The 26,677-nt window shown below is 67.1% G+C and carries 29 protein-coding genes; 18 read left to right on the top strand and 11 right to left on the bottom strand.

Annotation, left to right across the window (positions count from 1 at the left end):
- Positions 1-191: 191 nt before the first annotated feature.
- Positions 192-2,108: a TIGR03960 family B12-binding radical SAM protein gene (locus WEB52_15365; protein ID MEX2227814.1), complete on the bottom strand. Its 1,917-nt coding sequence runs from the start codon at positions 2,106-2,108 to the stop codon at positions 192-194.
- A gap of 170 nt (positions 2,109-2,278) precedes the next feature.
- The gene (locus WEB52_15360) at positions 2,279-3,607 is read right to left on the bottom strand and encodes an adenylate/guanylate cyclase domain-containing protein (GenBank protein MEX2227813.1); all 1,329 of its coding nucleotides are present in this window, start codon (positions 3,605-3,607) and stop codon (positions 2,279-2,281) included.
- Between the two features lie 147 nt (positions 3,608-3,754).
- Here WEB52_15360 and WEB52_15355 point away from each other — a divergent pair, with 147 nt between their 5' ends.
- From WEB52_15355 to WEB52_15310, 10 genes are all read left to right on the top strand, one after another.
- Positions 3,755-5,653: an ABC-F family ATP-binding cassette domain-containing protein gene (locus tag WEB52_15355; GenBank protein MEX2227812.1), complete on the top strand. Its 1,899-nt coding sequence runs from the start codon at positions 3,755-3,757 to the stop codon at positions 5,651-5,653.
- 9 nt (positions 5,654-5,662) lie between these two features.
- Positions 5,663-6,541 (top strand): dihydropteroate synthase, encoded by an 879-nt coding sequence (gene folP, locus WEB52_15350; protein ID MEX2227811.1) that lies wholly within the window; start codon positions 5,663-5,665, stop codon positions 6,539-6,541.
- Positions 6,541-7,050 (top strand): 2-amino-4-hydroxy-6-hydroxymethyldihydropteridine diphosphokinase, encoded by a 510-nt coding sequence (folK, locus tag WEB52_15345; protein MEX2227810.1) that lies wholly within the window; start codon positions 6,541-6,543, stop codon positions 7,048-7,050. The genes folP and folK overlap by 1 nt, the downstream gene beginning before the upstream one ends.
- A gap of 107 nt (positions 7,051-7,157) precedes the next feature.
- On the top strand, positions 7,158-7,418 hold the full coding sequence (locus WEB52_15340; GenBank protein MEX2227809.1) for a hypothetical protein: 261 nt from the start codon (positions 7,158-7,160) through the stop codon (positions 7,416-7,418).
- Positions 7,419-7,426: 8 nt separating this feature from the next.
- The gene (locus tag WEB52_15335; GenBank protein ID MEX2227808.1) at positions 7,427-7,618 is read left to right on the top strand and encodes a hypothetical protein; all 192 of its coding nucleotides are present in this window, start codon (positions 7,427-7,429) and stop codon (positions 7,616-7,618) included.
- A 12-nt stretch (positions 7,619-7,630) separates the two neighbouring features.
- The gene (locus WEB52_15330) at positions 7,631-8,110 is read left to right on the top strand and encodes a 6-pyruvoyl tetrahydropterin synthase family protein (GenBank protein MEX2227807.1); all 480 of its coding nucleotides are present in this window, start codon (positions 7,631-7,633) and stop codon (positions 8,108-8,110) included.
- 13 nt (positions 8,111-8,123) lie between these two features.
- Positions 8,124-9,047, top strand: a complete 924-nt coding sequence (locus tag WEB52_15325; protein MEX2227806.1) for an FAD-dependent monooxygenase — start codon at positions 8,124-8,126, stop codon at positions 9,045-9,047.
- Positions 9,044-9,346 (top strand): hypothetical protein, encoded by a 303-nt coding sequence (locus WEB52_15320; GenBank protein MEX2227805.1) that lies wholly within the window; start codon positions 9,044-9,046, stop codon positions 9,344-9,346. The genes WEB52_15325 and WEB52_15320 overlap by 4 nt, the downstream gene beginning before the upstream one ends.
- A 110-nt stretch (positions 9,347-9,456) precedes the next feature.
- Positions 9,457-10,725 carry a UDP-N-acetylglucosamine 1-carboxyvinyltransferase gene (murA, locus tag WEB52_15315; protein MEX2227804.1) on the top strand — a complete coding sequence of 423 codons (1,269 nt, stop codon included), beginning with the start codon at positions 9,457-9,459 and terminating at the stop codon, positions 10,723-10,725.
- An 85-nt stretch (positions 10,726-10,810) separates the two neighbouring features.
- On the top strand, positions 10,811-11,845 hold the full coding sequence (locus WEB52_15310; GenBank protein MEX2227803.1) for a rod shape-determining protein: 1,035 nt from the start codon (positions 10,811-10,813) through the stop codon (positions 11,843-11,845).
- A 21-nt stretch (positions 11,846-11,866) separates the two neighbouring features.
- On the opposite strand, the gene WEB52_15305 is transcribed toward WEB52_15310, so the two are convergent.
- On the bottom strand, positions 11,867-12,841 hold the full coding sequence (locus WEB52_15305) for a D-2-hydroxyacid dehydrogenase (protein ID MEX2227802.1): 975 nt from the start codon (positions 12,839-12,841) through the stop codon (positions 11,867-11,869).
- Here WEB52_15305 and WEB52_15300 point away from each other — a divergent pair.
- Positions 12,840-13,193: a hypothetical protein gene (locus tag WEB52_15300; GenBank protein ID MEX2227801.1), complete on the top strand. Its 354-nt coding sequence runs from the start codon at positions 12,840-12,842 to the stop codon at positions 13,191-13,193. The genes WEB52_15305 and WEB52_15300 overlap by 2 nt on opposite strands.
- A 16-nt stretch (positions 13,194-13,209) precedes the next feature.
- Here the strand turns inward: WEB52_15300 and WEB52_15295 are convergent, their stop codons facing one another.
- Positions 13,210-14,106: a DUF58 domain-containing protein gene (locus tag WEB52_15295; GenBank protein ID MEX2227800.1), complete on the bottom strand. Its 897-nt coding sequence runs from the start codon at positions 14,104-14,106 to the stop codon at positions 13,210-13,212.
- 161 nt (positions 14,107-14,267) lie between these two features.
- Positions 14,268-15,029, bottom strand: coding sequence for a Nif3-like dinuclear metal center hexameric protein (locus tag WEB52_15290; protein MEX2227799.1), 762 nt, complete (start codon positions 15,027-15,029; stop codon positions 14,268-14,270).
- A gap of 160 nt (positions 15,030-15,189) precedes the next feature.
- On the opposite strand from WEB52_15290, the gene WEB52_15285 reads away from it, so the two are divergent.
- The 5 genes from WEB52_15285 (at position 15,190) to WEB52_15265 (ending at position 19,084) form a co-directional block, all read left to right on the top strand.
- Positions 15,190-16,383: a hypothetical protein gene (locus WEB52_15285; protein MEX2227798.1), complete on the top strand. Its 1,194-nt coding sequence runs from the start codon at positions 15,190-15,192 to the stop codon at positions 16,381-16,383.
- Positions 16,384-16,517: 134 nt separating this feature from the next.
- Positions 16,518-17,780, top strand: a complete 1,263-nt coding sequence (locus WEB52_15280) for an AI-2E family transporter (protein ID MEX2227797.1) — start codon at positions 16,518-16,520, stop codon at positions 17,778-17,780.
- A gap of 29 nt (positions 17,781-17,809) precedes the next feature.
- Complete coding sequence (locus WEB52_15275) at positions 17,810-18,340, top strand: GNAT family N-acetyltransferase (GenBank protein ID MEX2227796.1); 531 nt, start codon at positions 17,810-17,812, stop codon at positions 18,338-18,340.
- Positions 18,341-18,368: 28 nt separating this feature from the next.
- Positions 18,369-18,752 carry a methyltransferase domain-containing protein gene (locus WEB52_15270; GenBank protein ID MEX2227795.1) on the top strand — a complete coding sequence of 128 codons (384 nt, stop codon included), beginning with the start codon at positions 18,369-18,371 and terminating at the stop codon, positions 18,750-18,752.
- 35 nt (positions 18,753-18,787) lie between these two features.
- Complete coding sequence (locus WEB52_15265; protein MEX2227794.1) at positions 18,788-19,084, top strand: hypothetical protein; 297 nt, start codon at positions 18,788-18,790, stop codon at positions 19,082-19,084.
- Between the two features lie 18 nt (positions 19,085-19,102).
- Here WEB52_15265 and WEB52_15260 read toward each other — a convergent pair whose 3' ends face one another.
- The 6 genes from WEB52_15260 to folE all read right to left on the bottom strand — a co-directional run bounded on the left by WEB52_15260 (position 19,103) and on the right by folE (position 23,530).
- Positions 19,103-19,537, bottom strand: a complete 435-nt coding sequence (locus WEB52_15260) for a nitroreductase family deazaflavin-dependent oxidoreductase (GenBank protein MEX2227793.1) — start codon at positions 19,535-19,537, stop codon at positions 19,103-19,105.
- Positions 19,538-19,725: 188 nt separating this feature from the next.
- The gene (gene erpA, locus WEB52_15255) at positions 19,726-20,103 is read right to left on the bottom strand and encodes an iron-sulfur cluster insertion protein ErpA (GenBank protein ID MEX2227792.1); all 378 of its coding nucleotides are present in this window, start codon (positions 20,101-20,103) and stop codon (positions 19,726-19,728) included.
- 142 nt (positions 20,104-20,245) lie between these two features.
- Complete coding sequence (locus WEB52_15250; protein MEX2227791.1) at positions 20,246-20,635, bottom strand: VOC family protein; 390 nt, start codon at positions 20,633-20,635, stop codon at positions 20,246-20,248.
- Between the two features lie 23 nt (positions 20,636-20,658).
- On the bottom strand, positions 20,659-21,942 hold the full coding sequence (locus WEB52_15245; protein MEX2227790.1) for a glycosyltransferase: 1,284 nt from the start codon (positions 21,940-21,942) through the stop codon (positions 20,659-20,661).
- Positions 21,939-22,928 (bottom strand): GNAT family N-acetyltransferase, encoded by a 990-nt coding sequence (locus tag WEB52_15240; GenBank protein MEX2227789.1) that lies wholly within the window; start codon positions 22,926-22,928, stop codon positions 21,939-21,941. Before WEB52_15240 ends, WEB52_15245 begins: the two co-directional genes overlap by 4 nt.
- Positions 22,925-23,530: a GTP cyclohydrolase I FolE gene (gene folE, locus WEB52_15235; protein MEX2227788.1), complete on the bottom strand. Its 606-nt coding sequence runs from the start codon at positions 23,528-23,530 to the stop codon at positions 22,925-22,927. The genes WEB52_15240 and folE overlap by 4 nt, the downstream gene beginning before the upstream one ends.
- Before the next feature lie 288 nt (positions 23,531-23,818).
- Here folE and WEB52_15230 point away from each other — a divergent pair, with 288 nt between their 5' ends.
- Positions 23,819-25,927, top strand: a complete 2,109-nt coding sequence (locus WEB52_15230) for a CehA/McbA family metallohydrolase (GenBank protein MEX2227787.1) — start codon at positions 23,819-23,821, stop codon at positions 25,925-25,927.
- A complete protein-coding gene (locus WEB52_15225) occupies positions 25,924-26,616 on the top strand; it encodes an amino acid racemase (protein ID MEX2227786.1) in 693 nt (230 codons plus the stop codon). The genes WEB52_15230 and WEB52_15225 overlap by 4 nt, the downstream gene beginning before the upstream one ends.
- Positions 26,617-26,677 lie beyond the last annotated feature (61 nt).

Here is a 26,677-nt window from a genome sequence, read left to right as displayed (position 1 = left end):
AGCCCGCGCGGCAATGCGACCGCTCGTCCGTGATGTTCGGAAAGCGCGCGGCGTCGGCGTGCATCCCTCGACGGACGATGACACCTCATGAATTACACAAATCTCTGCGTCTCTGCGTCTCTGCGTCTCTGCGTCTCTGCGTCTCGGCGGTTCCGTCGCTCCGAAGACCGACGACGGCCGACCGACGACCGTCAACCCACCGTAAACAGCTCGATCGGCTGACGCAGTCCCGTGCGGTCCTTCGGCGGCTTGCCCGCTGCGGCGAGCCGCAGGTCGAGGCGATCGAGGCAGTCTGCGGCGTTCTGGTTTTGCACGCCGCAGACGTTGCACGGCTCCTTGTGGCAGTCGGGCGTCGTCTCCTGCCGCAGCGTCTTTACCCACTCGTTGCGCAGGTACGACTCGCTGACACCGATGTTGATGTGCGACCACGGGAACTTCTCACCGAGATCGCGCTCGCGATAGGCGAAGAACGCCGGGTCGAGGTCGCTCTCCTCGAGCGCCCGCTGCCAGCGCGGCCAGTCGTAGTGCTCGTGCCACGCGTCGAAGCGGGCGCCGGCGCGCCATGCGCGTTCGATCGCCGCGCCGAGGCGGCGGTCGCCGCGCGAGAGCACCGCTTCGAGCAGGCTGTGCTCCGGGTCCTCCCAGGTGAATGCGACGCCGGCCTTCTTCAAGTGTTCCCGCAAGTACTGGTGCCGCGGCCGCAGCACCTCCGGCCGCGCCTGCTGCGCCCACTGGAACGGCGTGTGCGCCTTGGGGATGAAGTTCGACGTGCTCACGCGCACCCGCGCCCGCCCGCCGTGGTGCCTGCGGCCGATCTCCTTCACGCGCTTCGCCAGCGTGACGATGCCCTCGACGTCTTCGTGCGTTTCGGTCGGCTGGCCGACCATGAAGTACATCTTGATGTTCGTCCAACCTTGCTTGAACGCGTTCTCGGCCGCCGCGTACAGGTCGTCGTCGGTGACGATCTTGTTGATCGTCATGCGCAGCCGCTCGGTGCCGGCCTCCGGCGCGAACGTGATGCCGTGCTTCCCGCGCGAAGCGACCGCCTCCGAGATGCGCACCGAAAAGCTGTCGACGCGCATCGAAGGGAGCGAGATGCTGAGCTTCGCGCCGAACTCGTCGCGCAGTCCGTCGACGATCTCCACGATCTGCGAGTGGTCTGTCGTGCTGAGCGATACGAGCGACAGTTCGTCGTAGCCGGTGTTGCGCTGCAGTTCCTTCGCCGCCGCGACGACTTCCTCCGGCCCGCGTTCGAGCCGCGGACGATAGATCATGCCGGCCTGGCAAAAGCGGCAGCCCTGCGTGCAGCCGCGCTGGATCTCGATCGCCATGCGGTCGTGTACGGTCTGCAGGAACGGCACGATCGGCGTTGTCAGCGGCGGCGGCAACTCCTGCACGAAGCGCTTCACCACCTTCGGCGGCGTCGCATCATCGATCGGGTCGATCGACTTGATCGTGCCGTCGGCGTTGTAGGTTGGCGCGTAGAAGCGGGGCACGTACGCGCCCCAGATCTTCGAGAGGCGCCGCAGCATCTCCTCGCGCGTGCCGCGTCCATGGCGCTTCCACTCACGTACGAAGTCCACGATCTCGACGATGATCTCCTCACCGTCGCCGAGCACGAACAGGTCGACGTGCGCCGCCAGCGCGTCGGGGTTGAGCGCGCCGGAGCCGCCGCAGATCACGAGCGGATGCGCGTCTGTGCGCTCTTCGGCGCGCACGGGCAATCCGGCCAGGTCGAGCATGTTGAGGATGTTGGTGTACGTGCCCTCGTAGCTGAGCGAGAATCCGATGACGTCGAACTCGCCGATCGGGTGGCGCGTCTCGAGGCTCCACAGCGGGATGCCCTCGGCGCGCATGATCGCTTCCATGTCCGACCACGGCGTGAAGACGCGCTCAGCGAGCATGCCCTCGCGCCGGTTGACGATGTCGTACAGGATGCCGAGCCCCATGTTCGACATGCCGATGTCGTAGAGGTCGGGGTACGCGAAGGCCACGCGGACGTCGCAGCCGTCCCAGTCCTTCACGATCGAGTTCCACTCGCCGCCGGTGTAACGCGCCGCCTTGCTGACGCGCTGGAAGACCGGCTCCATGTTCCGCAGTGCGGGCATGCGCCCCTCCATGTGTGCTGCTGTTCGATGCTCATGGTAACGGGTCTGGCGGTTGGAGGCTGATGTTGGAAGCGGGAAGCGGGAAGCGGGACGTCGGAAGTTGAAGTCGGGTCTTCGGCCAACGGGGACACCGTAGCTGCGTAGCTTTAGCTGCGCCGAGGACGGTGACGCTACGGCTGCGCTTGGACGGCGAACACCCGCACCGGATCGGCGATGCCTTTGAGGCTGTGCTCGCCGCGATCTTCGAATGCCACGCCCGCCGACGTGCGCGCGAGGTCGCGCACCGTCGCCGATACGAGGATCTCGCCGGGCTGCGACGCGTCGGAGATCCGCGACGCGATGTTCACCGCGCCGCCGTAGACGTTGCCCGGCTCGCGGATCACGTCGCCCGCGTGGATGCCGAGGTGCAGGCGCAACTCGCCGCCGTCGCTGATCCGCGCGCATTGCAGCGCCGCCTCGATCGCCTGGCGCGCCGACGTGAAGACGGCGAGCACGCCATCGCCCAGCAGCTTGCCGTCGAGCACGGTGCCGTTTGCACGCGCGATCGCTTCGCGCACCGGCGCCTCGAGCGCGCGTGCGGCAGTGCGGAAGCGCTCGTCGCCCATGCGCTCAGTGAGCGCCGTGCTGTCTGCGATATCGGCGAAGAGGATCACCGCCATGCCGTCGGTGGCCCCGGTGTCCGGTGCCGCAACTGCGGGCTGCCCGAGAAAGTCCACGATCAGGCGAATCTGCGCGTTCACCTCCGCCTCGTCGTTCGCTTCCCGCACCTGCACGAATCGAGCGTTCGGGATGAGAGAGGCCGTCTCGCGAGATCCGTCTGCTACCCGACGCGGCGCCGAGGCCTGCATCACGAGCGTCGGAGCCTGGATACCTGGCAGGGCGGAACTGATGTCGTGATCCGACGCGAACCGCAGGTATTGCGCCATAGCGCGTGGAGAAAGCGTCTGGCTGAGTTCGCGGTAAGCATCGCGCCGGACATCGAACGTCGCGTACTTCCAGCTCGTGCTGTCAACGAACGTCCTGATGGCAAGCGGCCAGTCAGTCTCGACAAGCTGCAGAAACGCGTCGCGCGCCGGGCCAGCAAGGATGCCCGTGGCTCGCGGAGGGATGTATGACAACGTCAGGCGTTCGATGCGTTCCGGATGTTGGGATGCATACGTAACAGCCACCGCGCCCCCATGCCCGTGACCCATCAGGTGGAACCGATCTATCCCCGTCGCGGCAATGACGGCCTCGAGGTCCGCAACATGGGCACCCAGAGCGACGTCTTCGACCTCGCGTTGCGAATCGCCGGTCCCGCGATGGTCGAACGTGACCAGCGACCAGCGTTTCGCGAATTCCTCGTACCACGGACGCATCGATGCCATGCGGATGCACATGCCGTTGGTCACGTACCAAGCGCCGAACTCCACGAGCGGTGTGCCCGGCCGCTCGCCGTACGTGCTGTAGGCGATGCGCGTCCCGTCGGCGCTCGTGCAATACCGGATCTCTCGCTGCATGAGCGAAGCTTAGATCAGCACTGGAAACGCTGGCTATCTACCCGACCCGGATCGTCTGCTCCTCTGCTGATTGCCTCCGCTCTCCAGCCTCCAACTTCCAGCCTCCAGTTTCCGGCATCCGGTCGCCACACTCGCTACCATCCCCGCATGGAACTGATCCGCCTCCAGAACGTGAGCCTCGGCTACGGTCACGGGCCGGTGCTGCGCGACGTCACGTTCCGCGTGCTCGCCGGGTCGAAGTGCGGGCTTATCGGGCCGAACGGCGCCGGCAAGACGTCCATACTGCGCCTCCTCACCGGCGAAGCCTCGCCCGATGCGGGCCGAATCACGCGCGGACCCCATCTGCGCACCGGCTACGTGCCGCAGCACGTCGCCTTCGACGAATCGCAAACGGTGCAGGAAATTGTGCTCGCCGACAATATGCGCGCCCGCGAGGAGCTACGTCGCCACGAGGGCCTGCTGGCGAGCGCGGCCGGCGACGGCGTGACGTCCGCATCCGACGCGTACGAGCGCGCGCGTGAGGACTACGAGCGCACGGGCGGCGACCTGCTCGAACAGCGCGCCGTCGAGATGCTCGACGCACTGGGGTTGGCGGGCCGCCGGGACCACCGCGTGGCTGCGCTCTCCGGCGGCGAGCGCAACGTGCTGTCGCTCGCGCAGGCGCTGCTCGGCGACCCGGACATCCTGCTGCTCGATGAGCCGGGCAACCACCTGGACTTCGCGGGCATCGCCTGGCTCGAAGGGTTCCTGCGCGGCTTCCGCGGCGCCGTGCTCATCGTCTCGCACAACCGCTATCTGCTCGACCGCGCCGCGAGCACGATCCTGCATCTCGAGAACGGCGAAGTGAAGACCTACGCCGGCAACTACTCGGCATATCGCGCCGCCGTCCTGCGCGAGAAGATCGCGCAGCAGGCGGATTACGTCGTCAACCAGAAGCGGCTCGCGCAGCTCGAGGAGCAGGTGAAGCGCTTCGAGGAATTCGCGCGCCGCACCGGCGATCCCAAGTGGGGCCGGCGGCTCCGCGCCCGCCGATCGCTGCTCGAACGCGAGCGCGAAGACGCAGTCGAGAAGCCGGCGGCGGAGATGTCCGCGATCAACGTCGCGTTCACGGCCGAGGCCACGCGCGCCGATGTCGCGCTGCAGGTACGCCGTTACGCGAAGGCGTTCGGCGAACGCGCGCTCTTCGACAATGCGTCGCTCGATGTGGCAGTTGGCGAACGCGTGGCGCTCGTCGGGCCCAACGGCTGCGGCAAGACAACGTTCGTCCGCGATCTGGTCGAGTACGGCGCATGGGACGATGCGACGATCCGCGTCGGGCCGAGCCTGCGCGTCGGCTACTGCGCGCAGCAGCAGGAAGTGCTGGACGACAACCGCACCGTCCTCGAAGAGCTGATCTCGACCGGCGCGATCACGCGCGACCGCGCTTTTGGCGTGCTTTCGCAGTTCCTCTTCCGCACGAAGGATCTGGCGAAGCGCGTCGGCGATCTCTCGGGCGGCGAACGCAACCGGCTGCAGCTCGCGAAGCTCATGACGCTGCAGCCCGACTTTCTTGTCCTCGACGAGCCCACGAATCACCTCGATATTCCTGCGTGCGAGGCGATCGAGGAAGCGCTGGCGAACTTCAATGGCACTCTGCTCGTCGTGTCGCACGATCGCTACTTCCTGGACAAGATCGTCGGCCGCGTGATCGAAGTGCGAGATGGCGGCTTCGAGTCGTACGAGGGCAACTTCTCTGAGTACTGGCAGGAGCGCCACCCGCAGACACTGCCTGCGAGCCGCGGCCGCATCGCCACCCGCCGCCGCGAACGCGAGCGCGCACCGAGAGACGACGCCGTGCGCCGCGAGACGCCGCAGCAGGCCGAACTGCGCCAGCGCATCGAGGCGATGGAGCGCGGACGCCACGACCTGGAGCGCCAGGTCGCCGATGCCTTCACGCGCGGGGACCACAAGGAGGGCACGCGCTCAGCGACCAGGCTGGAGCAGCACAAGGCGCGCCTCGACAAGCTGTACGCGCAATGGATCGAGGTCGAAGACGCCGCGCGGTAGCATGACGCCGTGAGCAGTCGCACCTACATCTCTTCTATCATGCGCATCGGGCCAGTCGAGCTCCGATGGGGCGATCGCACGTACATCATGGGCGTCATCAACACGTCGCCGGACTCGTTCTCCGGTGATGGCCTCGCCGACGTCGATGCGGCGGTCGCGCTCGCGCGCCGCATGGTGGAAGAAGGCGCCGATATCCTCGATGTCGGCGGCCAGTCGACGCGCCCGGGCGCGAACAAGACGGACGCCGGGTTCGATGAGATCACCGCGGACGAAGAGATCGCGCGCGTCGTGCCGGTGATCGAACGCATCCATCGCGATCTGCCCGATACGCCGATCAGCGTCGATACTTACAAGCCGCAGGTCGCGCGCGCCGCGATCGATGCCGGTGCGCACATGCTCAACGACATCTGGGGCTTTCGCCGCGACCCGGAGATTGCGCGGATCGCGGCGGATGCGGGCATCCCCGCCATAGCGATGCACAATCAGCGCGGCCGTAAGGCGTCCGACGTGTTGCAGGCTGTCCTCGACGGGTTGCGCGAGTCCATGCGCATCGCGGACGAGGCGGGGTTGCCGCGCGAGCGGTTGATCGTCGATCCGGGGTTCGGGTTCGGCTGGAATGCGGAGCACAACATCGAGATGCTGCGTCGGCTGCGCGAACTGGACGTGCTCGGCCTGCCGCTGCTCATCGGCACGTCGCGCAAGTCGACGCTCGGCGCCGTGCTCGGCGGCGCGCCGGTGGAACGTCGTGCGTTTGGCACCGCCGCCAGCGTCGCGCTGTCGATCGCGGGCGGCGCCGATCTGGTGCGCGTACACGACGTACACGAGATGAAGCACGTCGCCCTCGTCGCCGATGCGATCGTGCGCGGATGGCGCGAGGGGGATGCCTGATGGCGCGCGTGTTCCTCGGTCTCGGCGCGAACGTCGGCAACCGTAAGGAGAATCTGCGACTCGCGCTAGGGTGGCTGGCTCCGGCGTGCCGCGTCGTTGGCGTGTCGTCGCTCTACCGCTCCGACGCTGTCGTGCTGGAAGGCGCGCCGCCCGGCCCCGACTACCTCAACGCCGCTTGCGAGGTCGAAACGTCCCTGTCGCCGCACGAGTTGCTGGCGCACGCGAAGTCCGTCGAGCACGCGATCGGGCGGCGGCCCGCCGAGCGCTGGTCGCCACGCCCGATCGACATCGACATCCTGCTCTACGACGACCAGGTCATCGACTCCGGCGAACTGGTCGTGCCGCATCCGCGTCTGCTCGACCGGAACTTCGTGTTGGTGCCGCTGGCTGAGCTGGCGCCCGATGTGGAGCATCCGCGCGAGCGACGCCCGATCGGCGAACTGGCCGAGCAGGTGGACTATGACGGTCTCGAGCACGTCTCGTCGCCATCGGAATGGTGGCAAGGTTGACGTCGCTGTCATTGACCGCTGACGGCTGACCGCTGACCGCTTCAGTTGACGCACGGACGCCCATGCGATGCAATGATGCGCGCTTTCGGAGGCGGGCGGAGGCTATGTTGCAAATCGACCCCATTCAGCTCGGCACACTCGAGATTGAGCACGACGTGTGGATACCGTACATCGACCTCTATGACGCCGAGTTTCTGCCAACGCGCATCAAGGTGGCCAACGACGAATACGCGTTTCAGCGCAGCGCGCCGGTGCTCGGGTACGGGGCCTTCCTCCCCGCCGATATTCGCGCGGCGCGGAGCGCCGGCAAGAAGCCGATCATCGTCGAGCGCGAGGACCGTTATTACCTGTTCCTGACGCCTCCTTGATCTGAGCCATGCCTCCCAAAAAGAAGGTCAACGAGCCACACGTAAAGCTCTACCAGGCGGACTGCTCCGCCTGCGGACGCCACTACGAGGGCAACTTTCCGATGTACGTCCGCATCGGCGAGTTCCCCTGCATCTGCGGCGCCAGGGTGCCCGCGCCCACGAGCCAGGGCGGCTGGAACGACTACCGCTACGCCGACTGACGGAGAGCATCAGTGGAGTACCGCGTCCGGGTCGAGCGCAACAAGCTGAAGTTCGCCGCCGCGCACTTCGCGACGTTCGGCGGTCAGTGCGAGCCCCTGCACGGCCACAACTACGCGATCACGATCGATGTTACCGGCACGCTCACGGATGATGCGTGGGTCGTCGACTTCTCATTGTTGAAGTCGCTCGGCAAGGCGCTGTGCGACGAGTTGGACCATAAGTTCCTCCTGCAGCGCGACAGCGCGGTGCTCGAGATCGACGAGGGCATGAGCAACTGGAAGGTGCGATTCCTGGAGCGCGGCTTCGTCTTTCCGAAGAGCGACGTCGTGGCGTTGCCGATCGACAACACGACCGCCGAGCGGCTCGCCGAGTGGTTTATCCTGCGGCTCAAGTCCGACCTTGCCGCGAAGGGCGCAGCGAACCTGACCTCGATCACCATTGGCGTCGAAGAGGCGCCAGGGCAGGCCGGTACGGCGACGGACGCATTCTGATCGGAGTGGGATGATGACGGACAGCTACGACGCGATCATCGTCGGCGGCGGGATCGGCGGTGGCGCCATGGCCACGGTGCTCGCTCGCGCCGGCCGCTCCGTGCTCGTGCTGGAGAAGGTGCGCGTCTACCGCGACCGCGTGCGCGGCGAGTGGATCGCGCCCTGGGGCGTCGTCGAAGTCAAGAAGCTCGGACTGTACGACACGCTGATGGCCGCGGGCGGTCATCACGTCACGCAACACCGCACCTACGGCGACACGCTCGACCCGGAAGCTGTCGAGTCGCTTCCGCTGACGCTCGTGGCGGACGTGCCGGGCGCCTTGTGCATGGGCCACCCCGCCATGTGCGCCACGCTGCAGGATGCCGCTCGTGCCGCCGGCGCGACGTTCCTCGTCGACGTGCCGGAGATCGCGGTGACAACCGGCGCGCAACCGGCCGTCGCGTACACGCACGACGGCACGGCGCACACAGCGCGAGCGCGGATCATCATCGGCGCCGACGGTCGCGGATCGATCGTCCGGCGCGCCGCGGGCATCAAGCTGCACAAAGATCCGACGCACCACATGTTCGGTGGCATGCTCATCGAAGGCTGCGCCGGTTTCGACGAGACGTTGCAGGTGATCGGCGCCGAGAACGACGTGCATTACCTGGTGTTCCCGCAGGGCAAGGGCCGCGCGCGGCTCTACCTGGGCTATTCGAAGCAGCACACGCAACGCTTCGCCGGCGAGGACGGCCAGCGAGCCTTCCTCGATGCGTTTCGTCTCGCCTCGCTCCCCGGCAGCGAGCACATCGCGAACGCTACGCCAGCGGGGCCGTGCAACTCGTATCCCAACGAGGATGCGTGGACGGATGTGCCATACGGCGAAGGCGTCGTGCTCGTGGCGATGCGGCAGGCTACAACGACCCGATCATCGGACAGGGGTTATCCATCACGATGACCGATGTGCGTATCGTCAGTGAAGCGTTGCTGGCGAACGGTGACTGGCGACCGGAGTTGTTCAGCGAATACGCGGCCGAACGAGCCGAGCGCATGCGACGACTGCGCATTTCGGCGGCGCTGAGTTCGCGGATCCTCAACGAGTTCGGCCCGGAGGCGGAAGCGCGCCGCCGCCGCATCGGCGAGCGCATGCGCGCCGATCCGACGTTGCAGCTCACCCAGCTCGCCGCCATCATCGGCCCGTACGCCGTGCCGGAGTTCGCGTTCACGGACGAGACGATCGAGAAGATCCTGGCGTAGCCACCCCGAAGCGGTGCGCCGCCGGCGCTCACATGTTCGGGCCGCGTGCGGTGCGCCAAGGATGGGATCCGACACACATCGAGCGACTCTGACACGCTATCCTGCTACCAATGCCGAAAGCCATGTTCCGGATTACCGGTGGCGCGCCGCTCGTAGGCAGCGTCCGTATCAGCGGCTCGAAGAACGGGAGCGACTACGCGCTCGCGGCGGCGCTGCTCACCGCGTCCGATGTCGTCCTGCACAACGTGCCTGACATCCTCGATGTGCGACAAATGGAAGAGATCCTCGAGCATTTGGGCGCGCGCGTCGAGCACATCGCACCGGGATCGCTGCGCATTAACTGTGCCGACGTCTCAAAGTTCGACGTGCCGGCGTCGCTGGCGAACCGGCTGCGCGCGAGCTTTCTCGTCATGGGCCCGCTGCTCGCGCGCTTCGGGCGTGCCGCTTGTCCGCCGCCCGGCGGTGACGCGATCGGCATCCGCCCGCTCGATGTGCACCTCGCGGGTTTTCGCGTGCTCGGCGCGAACGTCTCGCAGGAGGGCGGCCTGTTCGACGTGAACGACGGCGAATCGCTGCGCGGCGGCCGCGTCGTGCTCGACTATCCGAGCGTGATGGGCACACTCAACGTCATGCTCGCGGCGACCCTGAGCGAGGGCGTCACGTCGATCATCAACGCCGCCAGCGAGCCGGAGGTCGCCGACCTTGCGGCGATGCTCAACGAGATGGGCGCGAACATTACCGGCGCCGGCACGCACACCATCCGCATCGAAGGCGTCGATGAACTCTCCGGCACGGAGCACCGCATCGTGCCGGACCGGCTCGAAGCGGGCACGTTCGCGCTCGGCGCGGCGCTCACGCGTGGCGACGTTGTGCTCGAAGAAGCCGTGCCCGAGCACCTCGACGCACTGATCTGGAAGATGACGGAGGCGGGTGCCGTCGTCGAGCCAACCGACGCCGGCATGCGGGTGCGCGGCGGCGATGCGTATCGCGCCGTCAATGCGCAGGCGCTGCCCTATCCCGGCCTCGCGACGGACCTGCAGCCGCAGCTCGCAGCGTTCCTCACGCAGGCGCGAGGCACCAGCACGATCCACGAGCGCGTCTTCGACAACCGGCTGCTGTACGTGTCGGAGTTGCGCAAGATGGGCGCCGATGTCGTTGCGACCGGCCAGACCGCGATCATCTCCGGCCCGACGCAGCTTCGGGCGGCGCGCGTACAGGCGCTTGACGTGCGGGCCGGGACGGCATGCGTGCTCGCCGCGCTCGTCGCAGAGGGCACGACGGAGATCAGCGACATCCATCACATCGACAGGGCGCACGAGGAGCTTCATGGTAAACTCGGCGCTCTGGGCGCCTCGATCGAACGCGTGGCGATCGAATAAGCTTCCGGCACTGGTTTGAGGGCAAGCTCGCCGGCCCGCATGGCGAGCGACCAATCCACGTTATTTGACACTGGAGACACGGCAGATGCTTCTTCCGAAGCGGATTGGGGTCGATCTGGGCACCGCGAACGTCCTTGTGTACGTCAAGGGCAGAGGCATCGTCGTCAACGAGCCGTCCGTCGTCGCGCTGGCGAACCGCGATAACACCGTCGTCGCCGTGGGCCGCGAGGCGCAGAACATGATGGGGCGCGTCCCCCAGAGCATCTCCGTCATCCGCCCCATGCGCGACGGCGTGATCGCCGATTACCTGATCACCGAAGCGATGCTTCGCTACTTCATCCAGAGAGTCGTCGGGCGCTTCAACCTCGTCAAGCCGGAAGTGATGGTGTGCATTCCGGCCGGCGTCACCAGCGTCGAACAGCGCGCGGTACGCGACGCCGCCGAGCAGGCGGGCGGGCGGCGGCCAGTGCACCTGGTGCCGGAACCGCTCGCCGCGGCGATCGGCGCGCGCATCCCGATCAACTCGCCCAGCGGCAACATGGTCGTCGACATCGGCGGCGGGCGATGCGAGGCGGCTGTGATCTCGATGTACGGCATCGTCGTGAGCGAGAGCGTGCGCGTGGCCGGCGACCGGCTCGATGACGCGATCGTCGCGTACGTGAAGCGTCGTTACAACTTGCTCATCGGCGAGCGCACCGCTGAGGAGATGAAGTGGACGATCGGCGCCGCCGTGCCGCTCGAGACCGAACTGAAGATGGAGATCCGCGGGCGCGATCAGATCAGCGGCATGCCGAAGACGCTCACCGTGCAGTCGAGCGACGTCACGGCGGCGATCCAGGACTCGCTCGGCACGATCGTGTCCGTCGTGCGCAGCGTCCTGGAACGGACGCCGCCGGAACTCGCATCGGACGTCATCGATCGCGGGATCGTGCTCACGGGCGGCGGCGCCATGCTGCGGCACCTGGACATCTTGCTCACGCAGGAGACCGGCATCCCGTGCCAGGTCGCCGAAAATCCCCTCGACTGCGTCGCGATCGGCGCCGGCGTGGCGCTGGAGTACCTGGACGTGATCAAGCGCAGCCTGCCGACCGAGGAAGAAACGCTCGTCGCCAGCTACTAGCGGTAGCTCCTCGTCGGCCCGTCACACGCCCGCGCGCAGCACGCGGTTGCGTAGCGGCTTCCCCGCCGCAAGCCTGCCCAGGTTATCGATAAACACGCCCATGGCGCGTTCCATGTTCAGCGGCGAAAAGGCCGAATTGTGCGGCGTCACGATGACGTTCGGCGTATCCCAGAGCCTGCTGTCGTCGGGCAGCGGCTCCGTCGCGAAGACATCGAGGCAGGCGCCCGCGATCCAGCCTTCGTCGAGCGCCCGGATCAGCGCTGCCTCCTGCACGACGCGGCCGCGCGCGACGTTGATCAGCGTCGCTGTCGGCTTCATGGCGCGCAGCTCGTGTTCGCTGATGAGGCTCTCGGTGTCCTTCGTCAGCGGACACGCCACCACGACGAAGTCGCTCGCTTCGAGTAGAGGCGAGAGATTCGCCATCGACACCTGCTCGTCGATGTGGCGCGTCTTGCGCGTAGAGCGCCGGGCGCCGATCGTGCGCATCGCGAACGCCTTGGCGAGCCGGGCCACCTCGCCGCCGATCGCGCCCGTGCCGATGATGCCCGCGGTCTTGCCCGTCAGATCGCCGCCCCGCACCTGCGACCATTCACGCCGCCGTTGTTGCTCGCGCCACGTCTCGATCGGTTTCGTGCGATAGAGCATCATCGCCAGCACGTACTGTGCGATCGAAGGCGCCGACGCGCCGGACGAATTCGTCAGGATCGTGCCACGGTCGATGATCACCTGGAACGCCGGAGAATCGACGCCGGCGCTGAACGTGTGAAACCACCTGAGGCCGTGCAGGCGGAAGAGCGCCGGGATCAGCAGGTGACGGAGTTCGTTGTCCTGCCAGCAGTCCTCGGAGAAGCAGCATATGTCGGCCGCCGCCGGGTCGCCGTGCCAGCGCAGTTCGCCGCCTTCGACGCGCGGCACGACGAACCGCGCGCGCGGCTCCGTCTGCCGGATACGCGCCGCGTACTCATCGACGACGCGCTGCGTGGCGACGATCTGCATGGCGGTGACCTACCGGCGGCGCGCGTTAGGCGGCAGTGCCCGCCGAGGCCCGGGCCGGCTTGTCAGCTTGCGCCCGCGTGGCACGCCCTGCCGTATGATGGCGGCGGCGGCATTCAAGGGAGGAACCATGGCCCGTCACGACGTGCGGTTCACCATCCCCGAGCGGAGTCTCGGCAACAGCGATGTCGAGTTCAACGTCTACAGCGACGATGAACGGCTCGGGATCCTCAAGGTGAGCAAAGGCGCCGTCGTCTGGCGTCATGCCAATAAGCGGCTGGGCCGCGTCCTGGACTGGGATACCTTCGACCGCGTGATGCAGCGAGAAGGTCGCCGGGAGCGGGCCCGGCCGTAGTTCCCAACGTGCAATGCTACCGGCGCGTCTCGCGCGCGCGAAACGCGCGCAGCAGCGGCTCCACGTACGACGCATCGGTCGAAAGCGGCACTTCTTCGACGCCAACCGCCGAAAGCGTCCGCCGTCGCCGGTCGCGCAACTCCGCGGCGCGTCGCGCCCAGGCGGCGCGCAACTGCCCGCTCGATGTATCGATCAGCGCGCGCTCGCCGGTCTCGGCGTCTTCGACTTCCAGCAGTCCGACATGCGGCAACTCCCGCTCGCGGGCGTCGCTCAGCGTCAGCGCGACGATCTCGTGACGGAGCGCAGCCGCGCGCAACGCCGGCCCGTATCCGGTATCGAAGAAGTCTGACAGCACGAAGACGATGGCGCGGCGACGCGTCACGCGGGCCAGGTACGCCAGCGCATCGCCGATGTTCGTGCGGCGCCCCTGCGGCTGCAAGTAGAGCAGCTCGCGGATGATGCGCAGCACGTGGCGGCGGCTCTTCGCCGGCCGCACGTACTCCTCGATGCGGTCGCTGAACGCCAGCAGCCCGACGCGGTCGCCGTTGGCGATCGCCGCGAACGCCAGGGTGGCGGCGACTTCCGCCGCGAGTTCGCGTTTCGTGATGCCGGCCGTCGTGAACGCCGAGGACGCGGAGACGTCGACCACCAGCATCACCGTCAGCTCGCGCTCTTCGATGTACTTCTTGATGTACGGCGTCCCCATGCGCGCCGTGACGTTCCAGTCGATGAGACGCACGTCGTCGCCGGGCTCGTATTGCCGCACCTCGGAGAACTCGATGCCGCGCCCGCGAAACACGCTGTGGTACTCGCCCAGGAAGACGTTCGCGACGAGGCGCCGCGCGCGGATCTCGATGCGGCGTATTCGCGCGAGGAGGTCGGGTGGAAGAACATTGGGCGTAGATGCCGCCATTGCGGCCTAAGTGTAGCGGCAGGTCTTGTTGATCCGGGACCTGAGCGGAACTCATCTCAGCGGGCCGCACGCGCGACGAACGACGCGTCGTCTGGGGTCCGCGCGCTCCGTGTTGACGCCGTCCCCGTGCGCGCGGTGTGCGGCTGTCCGGAGAGCTTCCGCTAAAACACGTCAGGCGATTCGGCGATGAACTCCCATGGGATCTGCGCTTCCTCGCTGATGCGCTGTCCGAGCGCTTTGATGCCCGGCGCTTCCGTCGCCTGGTGCGTCGCGAAGATCAGGTTCATGCCGGCTTCGCGCGCGAACATGCGGGTAAACAGGCTGCCCTCACCGGTCACGTACGTATCGGCGCCCAGCGAGCGCGCCTCCTCCAGCGCCGTCGTCATGCCGCCGCCGCCCGTGACGATGGCGACGCGCGCGCACGTCTTCGCGTGCTCGTGCGCTTCGACTTCGACGCCTAGCTCGCGCTGCGTGCGGCTAATTAACTCGCCGAACGTCGCATCGTGCGCGCCGATGACGCCTGCGTGGCCGCCGTGGTACTCCTCGAACGTGGCGTCGACGCGCACGCCAAGCATCGCCGCGAGCACCCAGCCGTTGCCGAACTCCGGCGCGCAGTCCAGCGACGCGTGCGCGGCGTACAGCGACACCTGCGCCGCTTCGAGCGCCTGCAGCTTTTCGTCCCGCAGCGAAAGGTCGACCGCCGCCCACGTCGGATGATGCACGACGAGAAGCTGCGCGCCCGCCTTCGCCGCCCCGACGATCGTCGTGATCGACGTGCTCACGGCGACCGCGACCTTCGAGACGCCAGCGCCCCCGCGGACGATCAGCCCGTTCGAGTCGGGCTCCAACTCCTCGTAGCGCGGTGCGGCCAGGATGCGGTCGAGGAACGCGACGATCTCGTCGAGCGATGCCAGTGCGTGCATGCGGAGAGTGTAGCGGGACGCATGGCGGCCCCCGAGCCATGCGCCGAATCTTGCGCGGGCATCGCGTTTTTCACCTGGCTCGCTGCGGTTCGCTGGCGTTGTCCGCCCGCCCGGCCGGGAACGCGCCATCATCGAAGTGACGGTGGCATGCTGGGCGGCGATGGCATGGCATCACCCCGCTCACCTGCGCCGATTTGGTGCGTTCGTCGGCCGCGACTCACGCGCGGCTTCGTCGGGCGCCGACGCGCTCCGCGGCATCTACCAGGAGCACTTCGCCGCCGTGAACGACCTGGCGTTGCGGCTGGCGCCATCGGAGAGCGCCGCGACGAAGATCACGCGGGCGACCTTCGCGCGTCTCGTCGAAGACGATCTCGTCCGAGCGAACGCCGATGTCGCTGGCAGCCTGCTGGCCACGGCGTACCACGAGGCGGTGACACGCGGTGCGCGCGCGACGCAACCCGTCGCGGCGGGGACGCACGCGCTGTCCGGCGATCAGCTTGCGTCGGTGAACTCGCACGTAGCGCGCTGCCGCGCCTGCCGCCGCTGGGGTGCGCTGCCCTACCTGGGGCCCGCCGTCAACGCGTTGCGGCCACATCGTGCGGAGTTGAAGGATCGCGTGTGGCGCGAGATTGCGCCGCCAGTCACCGCGAGCAGACCGCCCGACACCGCCACTGAAGGACGAGGCAAACGGCGTTTCGCTACGCGTCATGTCGTCTTCGGCGCGGCTTGCGGCGTGCTGCTCGCGGCGGCGGTTGGCATCGGCGCGATGTTGATCTCGTCCGGCGGCGACGCGGGCGACGGTGTTCCGGCTGCGGTCGTCGCAGGCGCCGCTCGCGATGATTCGACGCCGCAACCATCGCGCGATACGGACGATACGACGCTGGGCGATGCGCGATCCGATGGAGCCGTGGTGCTGTCCGTCGATCCTGGTTCCTCTGACGCGCTGCAACCCGATGCTGCCAGCAACCTTACCGAGGCGATCGGCAATGCGAGGACAGAAGACGGCAGTGCGCCGGACACTCTTGCCGACGGAAACGAGTGGTCTGGCCAGTCGCCGTCGGGCGAGTCCCGCGAGTCGGACGAATCCACCCGCGCCCGTGACGATGCATCGCCGTCGGATGCCGCGCCGCCTGCGTCCGGCGCCACGACGCAATCTGGATCTGACTCGCCGGCATCGCCATCGCCTTCGGAGCCGCCGGCTGCACCCACCGCGCCGCCACGCGCATCACCAACGGCATCGCAACCGCCGCCAGTCATCGCAACCGCGACGCCGGTGCCGCAGCTCCTGCCCCTGTTGCCGACTGTGGCTTCGGCGCTGCAAACGGTGATTCCGCTCGACCTCATCGGCGACTAGCCGCGAAACTACGGTTCGGGCGATGCTTGTGCGATACGTCGCCGTTGTGAGCTGCCCGGACGTGCGGCAGGCAGATCGATGCGCGTCTCTGATAGTGGCGCTCAGGCGGGGATTTCCGGCACGATACCCCACGTATGAACGAGCTGACGCGCCGCCGCATCCACATCGCGATGGTGTTCGTGCCCATCGTGCTGGTGTTGTTCGTCGCGTGGAACGAGCGGACGGCCCTCTTCCCGTTTCTGCTGGGGGTCGCCATCGCGTACGTCATCGCCCCGGCGGTGAACTGGATCGCCTCGATCATCCCCTTCCGGCACCGCGACCCGCACCTGGCGCGCGGCCTCGCGATCCTGATCCTCTATGCGGGCGTCGCCGGCATCGGTACCGGGCTGGGATTTCTGTTCGTGCCGCAGGCGATCGATGAGATCCAGCAGTTCAGCGACGACCTGCCCGCCACGATCGACGCGGTCCAGGACCGGATCCAGGACTGGTACGACCAGGCCGTGCCACAAGAGCACCACGACGTCGTCGACGAGACGCTGACGGACTTCGGCGATGCGGCCGGCGACTGGGCGGCGGGCCTCGCGCCCGATGTCCTGACATTCGCGGGCAGCACGTTCACCATCATCATCGGCTATCTGACGATCCCGATCTGGCTGTATTTCACGATGAAGGACCACCCGCGCGGCGTGCGCTCTTTCATCGGCATGTTTCCGCCGGACTGGCGCCACGACGTGCGCAACACGCTGGGCATCGCCGATGCCGTGCTGCGCCACTACATCCGGGCGATGCTGATCCAGGGCATTATCGTCGGCACGATGGCGTACATCGCGCTCGAGATCCTCGATGTGCGCTACCCGCTGGGGCTGGCGATCATCGCCGGCATCACCGAGATGATCCCGATCATCGGCCCGATCATCGGCGCGGTCCCGGCCGTGCTCGTCGCGCTTGCCGAGGACCCCGTGAAGGCGCTGTGGGTCGCGCTGGCCTTCCTGATCATTCAGCAGATCGAGAACAACCTGATCGTCCCGAAGCTTCAGGGCGACATGCTGCGGATGCACCCGGGAGTGATTATCGTCCTGCTGGTGCTGGCCGGCGCGATCGGCGGCTTCATCCTGGTGATCTTGATCGTGCCGCTCGCGGCGTTCGTGCGCGACGTGTACCAGTACATCTACCTGCGAGTGGGCAATGTGCCGCCCGACGCGGCGCTCGACCGCGCGCTCGGCGAGTATGGCGCAGGTGCGCTGCGCACGCGCTGGAAGCTCGAAGAGGTTGTGCCCGCGGCCGAGCTTGGCAACCAGGGGTTCGGGGTCGAAATGCCGCGCAGCGCCGCCCCGGTAACGGCGCTCGCCGAAGATGAACCGCCGCCAGTCGATGCCGAAGCGGGCGCTGCCAGCTAGCGAGACGCGGCAATGGAAGGACAACGGACGTGATAACAGACCGCGTCGAAGTGCGAGCGCTTACACGGCGGGAGATCGACGCGTTGCAGATCACCATGCCCTCCATTGAGCGCATGATCGACGGAATACGAACGCACTCTCATGCCGGCCGCTTTCGCATCCAGGAAGAAGGCGCGGGCGACTACCTGATCGCGTGGGTCGATGGACAACCTGCAGGGCATGTGCTTGTCCGCTGGGCCGGTGCAAGCGATCCGCGTTTGCACGAGCGCATCGGTCGCGACCCGTACGTCGAAGGGCTCGCCGTGCGCACGGACCTGCAATCGCGCGGCGTCGGCACCGCGATCATGCTCGAAGCGGAGCGTCGCACCGTGGCGCGCGGGCACACGACGATCGGACTTGCGGTAGGCGTCGAGAACGCGAGGGCGCGGCGCCTGTACCGGCGGCTCGGCTATCGCGAGTCGGGATTCGGCGAGTTCGAGGTGACGTGGACGACTGTCGACGCCGCAGGTAACGAAGGCATCGAGGGCGAATCGTGCACGTATCTCGTCAAGGCGCTGTGAAGGCTGGCACCGTCGCCAGAGAGTTTCCATGACCGATCGCCAGCACGCCCAGCAGCGCATCACCGCGTGCTGGAACATGGCTTCGGCGTCGTACGATGCCACGCCCGGGCACGGCATCATGAGCTCAGCCGAGCGCGACGCATGGCTCGCGATGCTCCGCGACGTGCTCCCGCCGCCGCCCTGCGACGTGCTCGACGTCGGTACCGGCACCGGCTTTCTTGCGTTCCACGCGCGCCAGTTGGGGCATCGCGTCCGCGGCATCGACCTGTCGGTACAGATGCTCGCTATCCGAGGCGTGCGGCGCAGGACGTCGCAGATGCGCCGGCGTTCGCGCTCGGAGACGCGGCCGCGCCGTCGTTTCCGCCCGCGTCGTTCGATGCCGTCGTCAATCGCCATCTGCTGTGGACGCTGACTGACCCCGAACTGGCGCTGCGCAACTGGCGCACGTTGCTGCGTCACGAGGGCCGTCTCGTCATCATCGACGGCATCTGGAACGACGACGACCATGGACAGGACGGCGCGGCCGACGAAGATGCGCACGAGCATCCCGGCGACGACTCCTACACCGACGACGTGATGGCGGCGCTGCCGCTGACGCAGGCGGAGAGCGTTGACGACGTTATCCGCCTGCTGGAGTGGGCGGGATTCGGCGCCGTGCGCCGCATCGACCTCACGGCCATCGACGACGCGGAGGGCCACCTGGACAGCGTGCGCGGCCGCTACGGACTGGTCGCTGGTCGCTAGTCGTTGGTTGCTGGTCGGCTATCTCCGCTCCAGCACGAGCACGGGGATGATGCGCTCGGTCTTCGCCTGGTACTCGTCGTACGCCGGCCAGACGGCTACGGCTCGCGCCCACCATGCCGCCTTCTCATCGCCGGTGACTTCGCGTGCGCGCATCTCATAGACGGTTGCGCCGTCCTGCAGCAGGACGTCGGGATGGGCGATCGCGTTGTCGTACCACTTCGGGCTGCGTGGCGCGCCGCCCAACGATGCGACGCAGGCGTACGCCCCGTCGTGCTCGACGCGCATCAGCGCCGACTTGCGGACGAATCCGCTCTTGCGCCCGCGCGTCGTGAGGATGATGACGGGCACGCCCTGGAGCGTGTTGCCCTCGGCGCCACCTGTGCGCTCGTAGATTTCGACCTGGTCGGCGGCGAACTTCAGCGTGCTCGGTGCGTACTGTCCTTCGAGTGTCATGCGCGCATGATAAACATAGGCGCCCCATAAACGCATCGTCATTCAGAGCGAAGCGACGAATCTCCCGTCAGACGCCGAGACGGCGACGCTTCGCTGAGGTTAGAGGTTCTCGGTTCCGGCAATCGCACGCGAAAAAACAATAAGGGCCTCGTTTCGAGGCCCTCTCTTGTCTCACTGAACCGTCGACCTTAGCAGCAGCTCTTGGCCTGGCCGCCGCCGTCTTCGGTCTGGAAGCTCGAACCGCAGGCGCAGCCCTTGACCGCGTTCGGGTTGAAGATCGTGAAACCCGACTTCATGATGTCGTCCACGTAGTCGATCTCGGCGCCGCGCATCAAGGGCGCGCTCTCGGGGTCGACCAGCACGGTAACGCCGCTGTGCTCGATGACGATGTCGTCTTCTTCCTTACCCTGCGCGATCGCCATGCCGTACTGGTAGCCGGAACAGCCGCCGCCTACGACGAACACGCGCAACGCGGCGTCTTCGACGCCGCGGTCCGCAAGCAGCGCCTTCGCCTTCTCGGCAGCCTTGTCGGTGATCGTCACGACAGTTTCGATTTCCTGGACCATCTGGGACTCCTTGCCTGGGACGCCCGGCGTCTAGCCCGAGCGATGGTTTGCTAAGTACTCACTTAGTATATCGGCGGGGTAGTGCCGCTACAACTGGCCTCGAGCACTGGAGGCTGGAGGCTGGAGCGACAGTCCCGGTGCGTCAGACGAGGAACAGGCAGAACGGATGGCCGGCAGGATCGAGCATGACTCGGACGTCTTCTCGTCCCTGGTAGCCGGCCAGCCGCGCTCCTGAGGCGAGAGCGTGCGTGAGAGCAGCCTGCAGGTCATCCACCTTGATCTCCAGGTGGAGCATCTTGTCCTGCCCGTCGGGCTGCTCCGGCCAGGCGGGCGGCCGGTAGTCCGGTATTTCCTGGAAGGACAGGCCCGTGCCCCCGGCCGGGTCCCGCATCAGGAGGAAGTTGCCGTCATCAAACGTGACTTCCCATCCCAGCAGCCTGCGGTAGAAGTCCGCCATCGCCCGCGCGTCGGCGCAGTCGATGTTGACGGTCGCCAGTCGAAGTGACGGCCGGGTGGGAGCAGCTTCGGTCACGAGGCACGCCCTAACACTGACGCTTAGTATGCGGCGCCGGCCTCTGCGTCGCCCGACGGATAACTCGCGTAGATCAACAGCAACTCCTCGTACAGCGCAGCGACGGCGTCTGCGACGTTCGCCCAGCGGTAGCGCTCGACCGCCTCGCGGCCGGCGCGGCCGAACGACTGGCGCAATTCGTCGTTGTCGAGCAGCAGCTCCAAACGCTCCGCGAAGGGCTCCGGGCACCGCCACGGGATCAGGTAGCCGGTCTCGCCGTCGCTGATCGTGCTCGTCAGCCCGCCGACGCGTGACGCCACGACCGGCACGCCGCACGCCATCGCTTCGACCGCCACCAGCCCGAAGCTCTCGTAGTACGACGGCACGACGCAGACGTCCGCGGCGTTGTAGTACATCGGCAAGTCTTCGTGCGGTACGGCGCCGACAAACGAGATGTGATGGTCGATGTCGAGGCGCTCCGCCAGCGCGCGTAACTGCGCAAGCTCGGCCTCGGCGCGGCCGTCACCGCCGACGATCAGCACGCGGAAGTTCTCGTCTTCGTGCAGTTGCGCCGCCGCGCTGATCAGGATGTCGATGCCCTTCAGCGGCTCGATCCGCCCGACGAAGAGGATGATGCGGTCGCCGTCCTTCAGTTCGAGCGCGCGCCGCGCCTGTTCCTTGTCCATCGGGTAGAAGCGCTCCAGGTCGACGCCGCACGGTACGACGGCTATCCGCGATTCGTCGGCCCGGTAGAGCGTCGTCAGCAGGTGCAATTCGTGGCGGCTCGCAACGACGATGCAGTCCGCAGCCGCCGCCACTGCCGTCTCCGCTTCCATGCGCGCCGCCGGTTCGTGCTCGCTGAGGCGCGCCCGCATCTTCACTTCTCCGAGCGTGTGGAACATCGCGACGTGCGGCACGCTCCAACGCTCACAGAGCGCGAGCGCCACCTTGCCGGACATCCAGTAGTGGCTGTGCACGAGGTCGTAGACAGCGCCTTCTCGCGCCGCAAACGCCAGCACGTTGAGCTCGAACTCATCGAGGTAGTCGGCGATGCGCAGCTTGTCGATCGTATCCGTGGGGCCGGCATCGACGTTGATGACGCGCGCGTTCGGCCCGAAGGGCTGCACTTCCGGATCCGCGGCAGATGTGCGACGCGTGAACACGTCGACTTCGTATCCGCGTGCGCCCAGCTCGCGGCTCAGCTCGCGCACGTAGACGTTCATGCCGCCCGTCTCGCGGCCGCCGAGCGCCGCCAGCGGCGACGTGTGCGCGCTGATCACGGCGATGCGCCGCCCGTGCAGTGCTCCCCGCTCGTAAAGACTCGTCATCTGGTTAGTACCAGCCTGTAGACCTGCTGGTCCTTCCCTCCGAGGTCGTACTTGTAACTCTCGTCGCCGCGGAGGAAATCCACGCACGAGCGGCCGTTCTCGATCGCGTCCCTCACGAGCAGGGCCTTCGACATCAGACCGACGGCGTAGTGCGCGTATTCGGGGTCGTAGCCGCTATTGTACATGTACAGCACGCCCCCGACATCGAAGTTCAGTACGGATGCCACCGGTTGGCCGTCGAAGGTCAGGAAATAGAGCCGGAGCATGCCGGCCTCCGCCATGGTGCGGGTCATGTCGCGGAAGAACGCCATCATCCCCGGGCGGTCGAGGAACTCCTCTTTGTGGTGCGAGCTGATCCGCATCAGCCGGAACAACGTCTCGAGTTGTTCCAAAGCTTCGTCTGGCGCCGTCACGACCTGTAACTCGACGCCCCCTGCCGACATCAAACGCCGTAGTTTGCGCCGCAGTTCGTGCCGGTCCTTCTTCGAGAGCTGGCCGAGATACGCGTCCCAGTCCCCCGCAAGCTCGACACTCGGCGAGAGCGCTTCCAGCTCGCGCTGGACGCCGTAACCGATGCCTTCGGCGCAATTGCACACGCATTCGAGCGTGCTCGACCATTCGCGCACGCCGCGGAGGTCCAGCGACGTCACGCCATCGCGCGCGAGATGCTCGAGCACCCGCGCGTAAAACTCGCGCTCGTAGCCCGGCGCGACGATGGCATCCATGTAGTCGCAAATCGAGTAGTGCCCGACGAACTCTGCGAGGTCCCCATCGACCAGCAGGGGCGCCACGCCGATCAGGCGCTCGCCCTCGCGGACGCTCAGCACACGCAGCTTGCGGTCGCCCTGGAAGTGACGCAGCCAGACGCGCTGCCACTGTGGCGTCGCGAAGGGAATGGCATTCCGGCACTGGGCGACGAGTTCAGACCATTCGCCGGCGACCGCGTCGAAGGGCTCGTCGTTGACGGCGAGCTGGGTCACAGTCACGTTCCGCGCACCAACGACAGGAATTCGGCGCGCGTGACCTCGTTCTTGCGAAACAGGCCGCGCGTCGCGGAGGTCACCATCCGGCTGCCCGGCTTCTTCACCCCCCGCTGCGTCATGCACAGGTGCTCCGCCTCGATGACGACGGCGACGCCGTCCGGCTCAAGCGTCTCCATGAGCGAATCGGCGATCTGGCCGGTGAGCCGCTCCTGGATCTGCGGGCGGCGAGCGTAGCCATCGACCAGCCGCGCGAGCTTGCTCAGGCCGACCACCCGCCCATCGGGAATGTAGCCGACGGCGGCGATGCCATGGAACGGCATAAAGTGGTGCTCGCAGACGCTGTAGAAGGGGATGTCCTTCAGGATCACCATCTCCTCATGCCCCACCTCGAACCCGACGTCCACGTGGCTCTTCGGGTCAACTCGAAGCCCCTCGAACAGCTCGACGTACATCCGCGCGACGCGGTTCGGCGTGCGACGCATGCCCTCCCGATCGGGGTTTTCGCCGATCGCTTCGATGATCTCGCGAAAGGCCCGCTCGATCCGTTCGAGGTCCACTTCGGCCGGGACTGGCTTCAGGGAGTCGGGCAAGCGTTCGAGAGCCATCGTTCAGGATACCGTCCGGGGGCGCAGGGCGGGCGCGGTACGGATGCACTCGCTTTAGAAATGCTAGCAGCCTTGCTTTCGCAGGGTCAACGTGCGACGGCTCATGTTCCGATCGCGCCTTGCACGGCCAATCGAACGGGCGAGGTTGCCGAAACGGCCTCAGGCGATTTACTCGCGGCCTGATGAAGGCGCACCGCCGAGGACCCCTGACGACCGCAGACTGATGACCGACGACCGCTCCGCGTTGTACGCTGCGAGTCCGACGCGGAAACAGCCGAGGACAGCACGATGACTGTTGAGCAGGAAGCCCCGCCGCAGCACCCAAACGGCCCCCGCACGTTCGTGACGATGATCCGCGATAACGCCCCGATGCCGCAGCAGGTGCTCGACCACCTGCTGAGGCTGGAAAGCGGTCGCCACCCGACGCTCACCGAGATCCGGGCTGCGCTTGGACTCGACCTGGACATCAGCGACTGGGCACGCGTTGCGCGAGACGCCTGGCCCGAGCGCGGCCAGATCCCCGACGACGAAGACCTCGCCCGCGTCATCGATGCGATGTACGGGTCGATGCGCGCCACGCGCATGGTGCGCGTCGCTATCGGCGAAAGCGGGCCTGTCGCTACCCGCGAGCACGAGCCGATCCGCATCCGCGAGGACGAAGAGCTCATCCTGCTGGCCTTCGCGTCGAACGATACGGCGGCGGGCGTCGAGTTCTCGGCCGAGGCGCACGGCGAGGGCATCGGCGGATTCGTCGAGCCGGGCCGAACGGGCTCAGGCCTCCTGAACGCGGGACGCATGCACCGCGGCTCGTACTTGCTGCCGCTGCTCGTTACCGCAGGCGGACGCGCGACGACGATCGACCTTCCGATTGAATGCGCGCCATCCGGCATGCTGCGCGTGCGCCTGCTCGATGGCGCGACGGGCGAAGCGATCGCCGCCCGTGTCTACATCACCGACGCCATCGGTGAGCCGGCGCCGCCGGACGCGCATCTGCGCCGCGACCGCAACGAGAGCGCGTGGTTTCACGCCGACGGCGCCTTCGAGGCGCGCGTCAGCGGCCGGGCGCGCGTGCTCATCGTGCGCGGCATCGAGTACATGCCGTACGAGGAGATCATCGATGTGCCGGCGGCTGGTGAGCGCGCGCTCGACGTGCGGCTCGAACGCTGGGTCGACTCGAAGGGCGACGGCTGGCGCAGCGCCGATGTGCACGTCCACCTGCACTACGGCGGCGAACTGCTGCTGACGCCCGAGGACGCATCCCTGGCGCAGCGCGCCGAAGACGTGCACTTCATGAACATGATGGTCGCCAACCAGGGCACAGGCTGGGTGCACGACGAGCCGTACTTTGAAGGCCAGGCGAGTCCGCTGAGCACGCCCGACTACATGCTCCGTTGGGGCGAGGAGTATCGCAACAACCTGTACGGGCACATGTGCATGTACGGCATCGATGAACTCGTGCCGCCCATCTACAGCGGCTTCCCGCTCAGCGAGCACTACCACGACCTGCCGGCGAACGCCGGCGCCGCCGATCACTGTCACCGCGCCGGCGGCACGTTGAGCTATGCGCACCCGATGTTCGACACGATCGCGCTGGATCGCGTGTTCGCCGATGAGCACACCTACAGCGTCGAGGCGAAGGAACTTCCGGTCGACGCCGCGCTCGGCAAGATCGATGCTGTCGATGTGATGTCGTACCCCGGCAACGAACTGCAAACGAGCGAGCTGTGGTATCGGCTGCTGAACTGCGGCCTCCGGCTCGCCGCGACGGCTGGCACGGACACGTTCATGAACACCGTTGACCAGGGCGACTTCAGCAATCCGCCGGCGGGCGACCGCGTCTACGCGCTCATCGATGGCGATTTCACCGTCGAGTCGTGGTGCGAGGCGGTCCGCGCTGGTCGCACGTTCGTCACGAACGGGCCCATGCTCTCGCTTGAAGTCAACGGCAACATCCCCGGCGACGACGTCGCCGCGACCGCGGGCGCATCGATCGGCGTCGTGGTCGAAGCGGGATCGTACGTGCCCATAGAGCGCCTTGAATTGATCGTCAACGGCGAAGTCGTCGCCGCGGCGATGGCGGAGGAGGCGGGACAGCGCGCGATCCTGGCGCATGAATTCAAGCCCGCCGCATCGTGCTGGGTCGCCGCGCGCGCGATCGGCCCCGCGCACCGCCTCGCGCTCGATACGCATGTCTTCGCGCACACGAGCCCGGTCTACGTGAGCGTCGATGATCAGCCGGTCCGCGATGCGGAGTCCGCCGAGTACTTCGTCGACTGGATCGAACGGCTGATCGCCCTTGCGGCGCGGCGCGCAAAATATCCCGACGAAGCATCGCGCGACCGCGTGGCGGCGCTCTTTCGCGAAGGGCAGTCGTACTACAGGGCGCAGCTCGCTTGAAGACAATCGGCGTCCTCGGCGGCATCGGCCCGCAGGCGACGATGGACTTCGAGCGCCGCGTCCACGAGGTCTCGCAGCGCTTGCTCCCGCGCTCCGGGAACACCGGCTACCCCCGCATGGTGGTGTACTACCATCGCGGCCCGCCGTTCCTGTTCGATGACGATGGCGCGCCCATCGAGCCGTTTCGCGCCAACCCGGACTTCCTGGACGCCGCCCGGCGGCTGGCCGGCTGGGTCGACTTCCTCGTCATCGGCGCGAACGCCGCGCATCGCGTGCAACGCGAACTCGAGGAGACGACGGGGCTGCCGGTGCTGAGCATGATCGACGTCGTGATGGCGGAAGTGGAGCGACGTGCATGGCGGCGCGCCGGCGTCCTCGCGTACCTCGACGCCAGCGTCTACGCCGCACCGCTGGACGAGCGCGGCATCGAGTGGGCGTCGGTTGCGCCGGACATGCAGGCGCAACTCGACGAACTGATCCTGGAGTACCAGGCGGGCAACGTCACGCCGGAGTCACACGCCGTCGTCGCCGAAGCGCTGCGCAGCGTGCGGGCGCGCAATGTCGATGGCACGATCCTGGGCTGCACGGAACTGCCGCTCATGCTCGGCCGCGACGCCGAGGCGCCCGACCTGATCAACCCGCTGGCGCTGCTCGCCGAAGCCGCCGTGCGGCACGCCGTCGCGCCCTGATGACGTGAGTCCGAGAACCCAGAACTTAGAACTTTGAACTTAGAACCTAAGACTCGGAGCC

The sequence above is a fragment of the Dehalococcoidia bacterium genome (assembly GCA_040902535.1).
In the GTDB taxonomy this organism is placed as follows: domain Bacteria; phylum Chloroflexota; class Dehalococcoidia; order DSTF01; family JACRBR01; genus JBBDXD01.
This window is presented reverse-complemented; position numbering and strand designations above follow the sequence as displayed.

What these genes read in the sequence shown, in the direction of transcription:
- WEB52_15365 (MEX2227814.1), bottom strand. Translation starts at nt 2,108, where the DNA reads ATGCCCGCACTGCGGAACATGGAGCCGGTCTTCCAGCGCGTCAGCAAG.
- WEB52_15360 (MEX2227813.1), bottom strand. Translation starts at nt 3,607, where the DNA reads ATGCAGCGAGAGATCCGGTATTGCACGAGCGCCGACGGGACGCGCATC.
- WEB52_15355 (MEX2227812.1), top strand. Translation starts at nt 3,755, where the DNA reads ATGGAACTGATCCGCCTCCAGAACGTGAGCCTCGGCTACGGTCACGGG.
- folK (MEX2227810.1), top strand. Translation starts at nt 6,541, where the DNA reads ATGGCGCGCGTGTTCCTCGGTCTCGGCGCGAACGTCGGCAACCGTAAG.
- WEB52_15335 (MEX2227808.1), top strand. Translation starts at nt 7,427, where the DNA reads ATGCCTCCCAAAAAGAAGGTCAACGAGCCACACGTAAAGCTCTACCAG.
- WEB52_15325 (MEX2227806.1), top strand. Translation starts at nt 8,124, where the DNA reads ATGACGGACAGCTACGACGCGATCATCGTCGGCGGCGGGATCGGCGGT.
- WEB52_15320 (MEX2227805.1), top strand. Translation starts at nt 9,044, where the DNA reads ATGACCGATGTGCGTATCGTCAGTGAAGCGTTGCTGGCGAACGGTGAC.
- murA (MEX2227804.1), top strand. Translation starts at nt 9,457, where the DNA reads ATGCCGAAAGCCATGTTCCGGATTACCGGTGGCGCGCCGCTCGTAGGC.
- WEB52_15310 (MEX2227803.1), top strand. Translation starts at nt 10,811, where the DNA reads ATGCTTCTTCCGAAGCGGATTGGGGTCGATCTGGGCACCGCGAACGTC.
- WEB52_15300 (MEX2227801.1), top strand. Translation starts at nt 12,840, where the DNA reads ATGGCGGTGACCTACCGGCGGCGCGCGTTAGGCGGCAGTGCCCGCCGA.
- WEB52_15305 (MEX2227802.1), bottom strand. Translation starts at nt 12,841, where the DNA reads ATGCAGATCGTCGCCACGCAGCGCGTCGTCGATGAGTACGCGGCGCGT.
- WEB52_15295 (MEX2227800.1), bottom strand. Translation starts at nt 14,106, where the DNA reads ATGGCGGCATCTACGCCCAATGTTCTTCCACCCGACCTCCTCGCGCGA.
- WEB52_15290 (MEX2227799.1), bottom strand. Translation starts at nt 15,029, where the DNA reads ATGCACGCACTGGCATCGCTCGACGAGATCGTCGCGTTCCTCGACCGC.
- WEB52_15285 (MEX2227798.1), top strand. Translation starts at nt 15,190, where the DNA reads ATGGCATGGCATCACCCCGCTCACCTGCGCCGATTTGGTGCGTTCGTC.
- WEB52_15280 (MEX2227797.1), top strand. Translation starts at nt 16,518, where the DNA reads ATGAACGAGCTGACGCGCCGCCGCATCCACATCGCGATGGTGTTCGTG.
- WEB52_15270 (MEX2227795.1), top strand. Translation starts at nt 18,369, where the DNA reads ATGACCGATCGCCAGCACGCCCAGCAGCGCATCACCGCGTGCTGGAAC.
- WEB52_15260 (MEX2227793.1), bottom strand. Translation starts at nt 19,537, where the DNA reads ATGACACTCGAAGGACAGTACGCACCGAGCACGCTGAAGTTCGCCGCC.
- erpA (MEX2227792.1), bottom strand. Translation starts at nt 20,103, where the DNA reads ATGGTCCAGGAAATCGAAACTGTCGTGACGATCACCGACAAGGCTGCC.
- WEB52_15245 (MEX2227790.1), bottom strand. Translation starts at nt 21,942, where the DNA reads ATGACGAGTCTTTACGAGCGGGGAGCACTGCACGGGCGGCGCATCGCC.
- folE (MEX2227788.1), bottom strand. Translation starts at nt 23,530, where the DNA reads ATGGCTCTCGAACGCTTGCCCGACTCCCTGAAGCCAGTCCCGGCCGAA.
- WEB52_15230 (MEX2227787.1), top strand. Translation starts at nt 23,819, where the DNA reads ATGACTGTTGAGCAGGAAGCCCCGCCGCAGCACCCAAACGGCCCCCGC.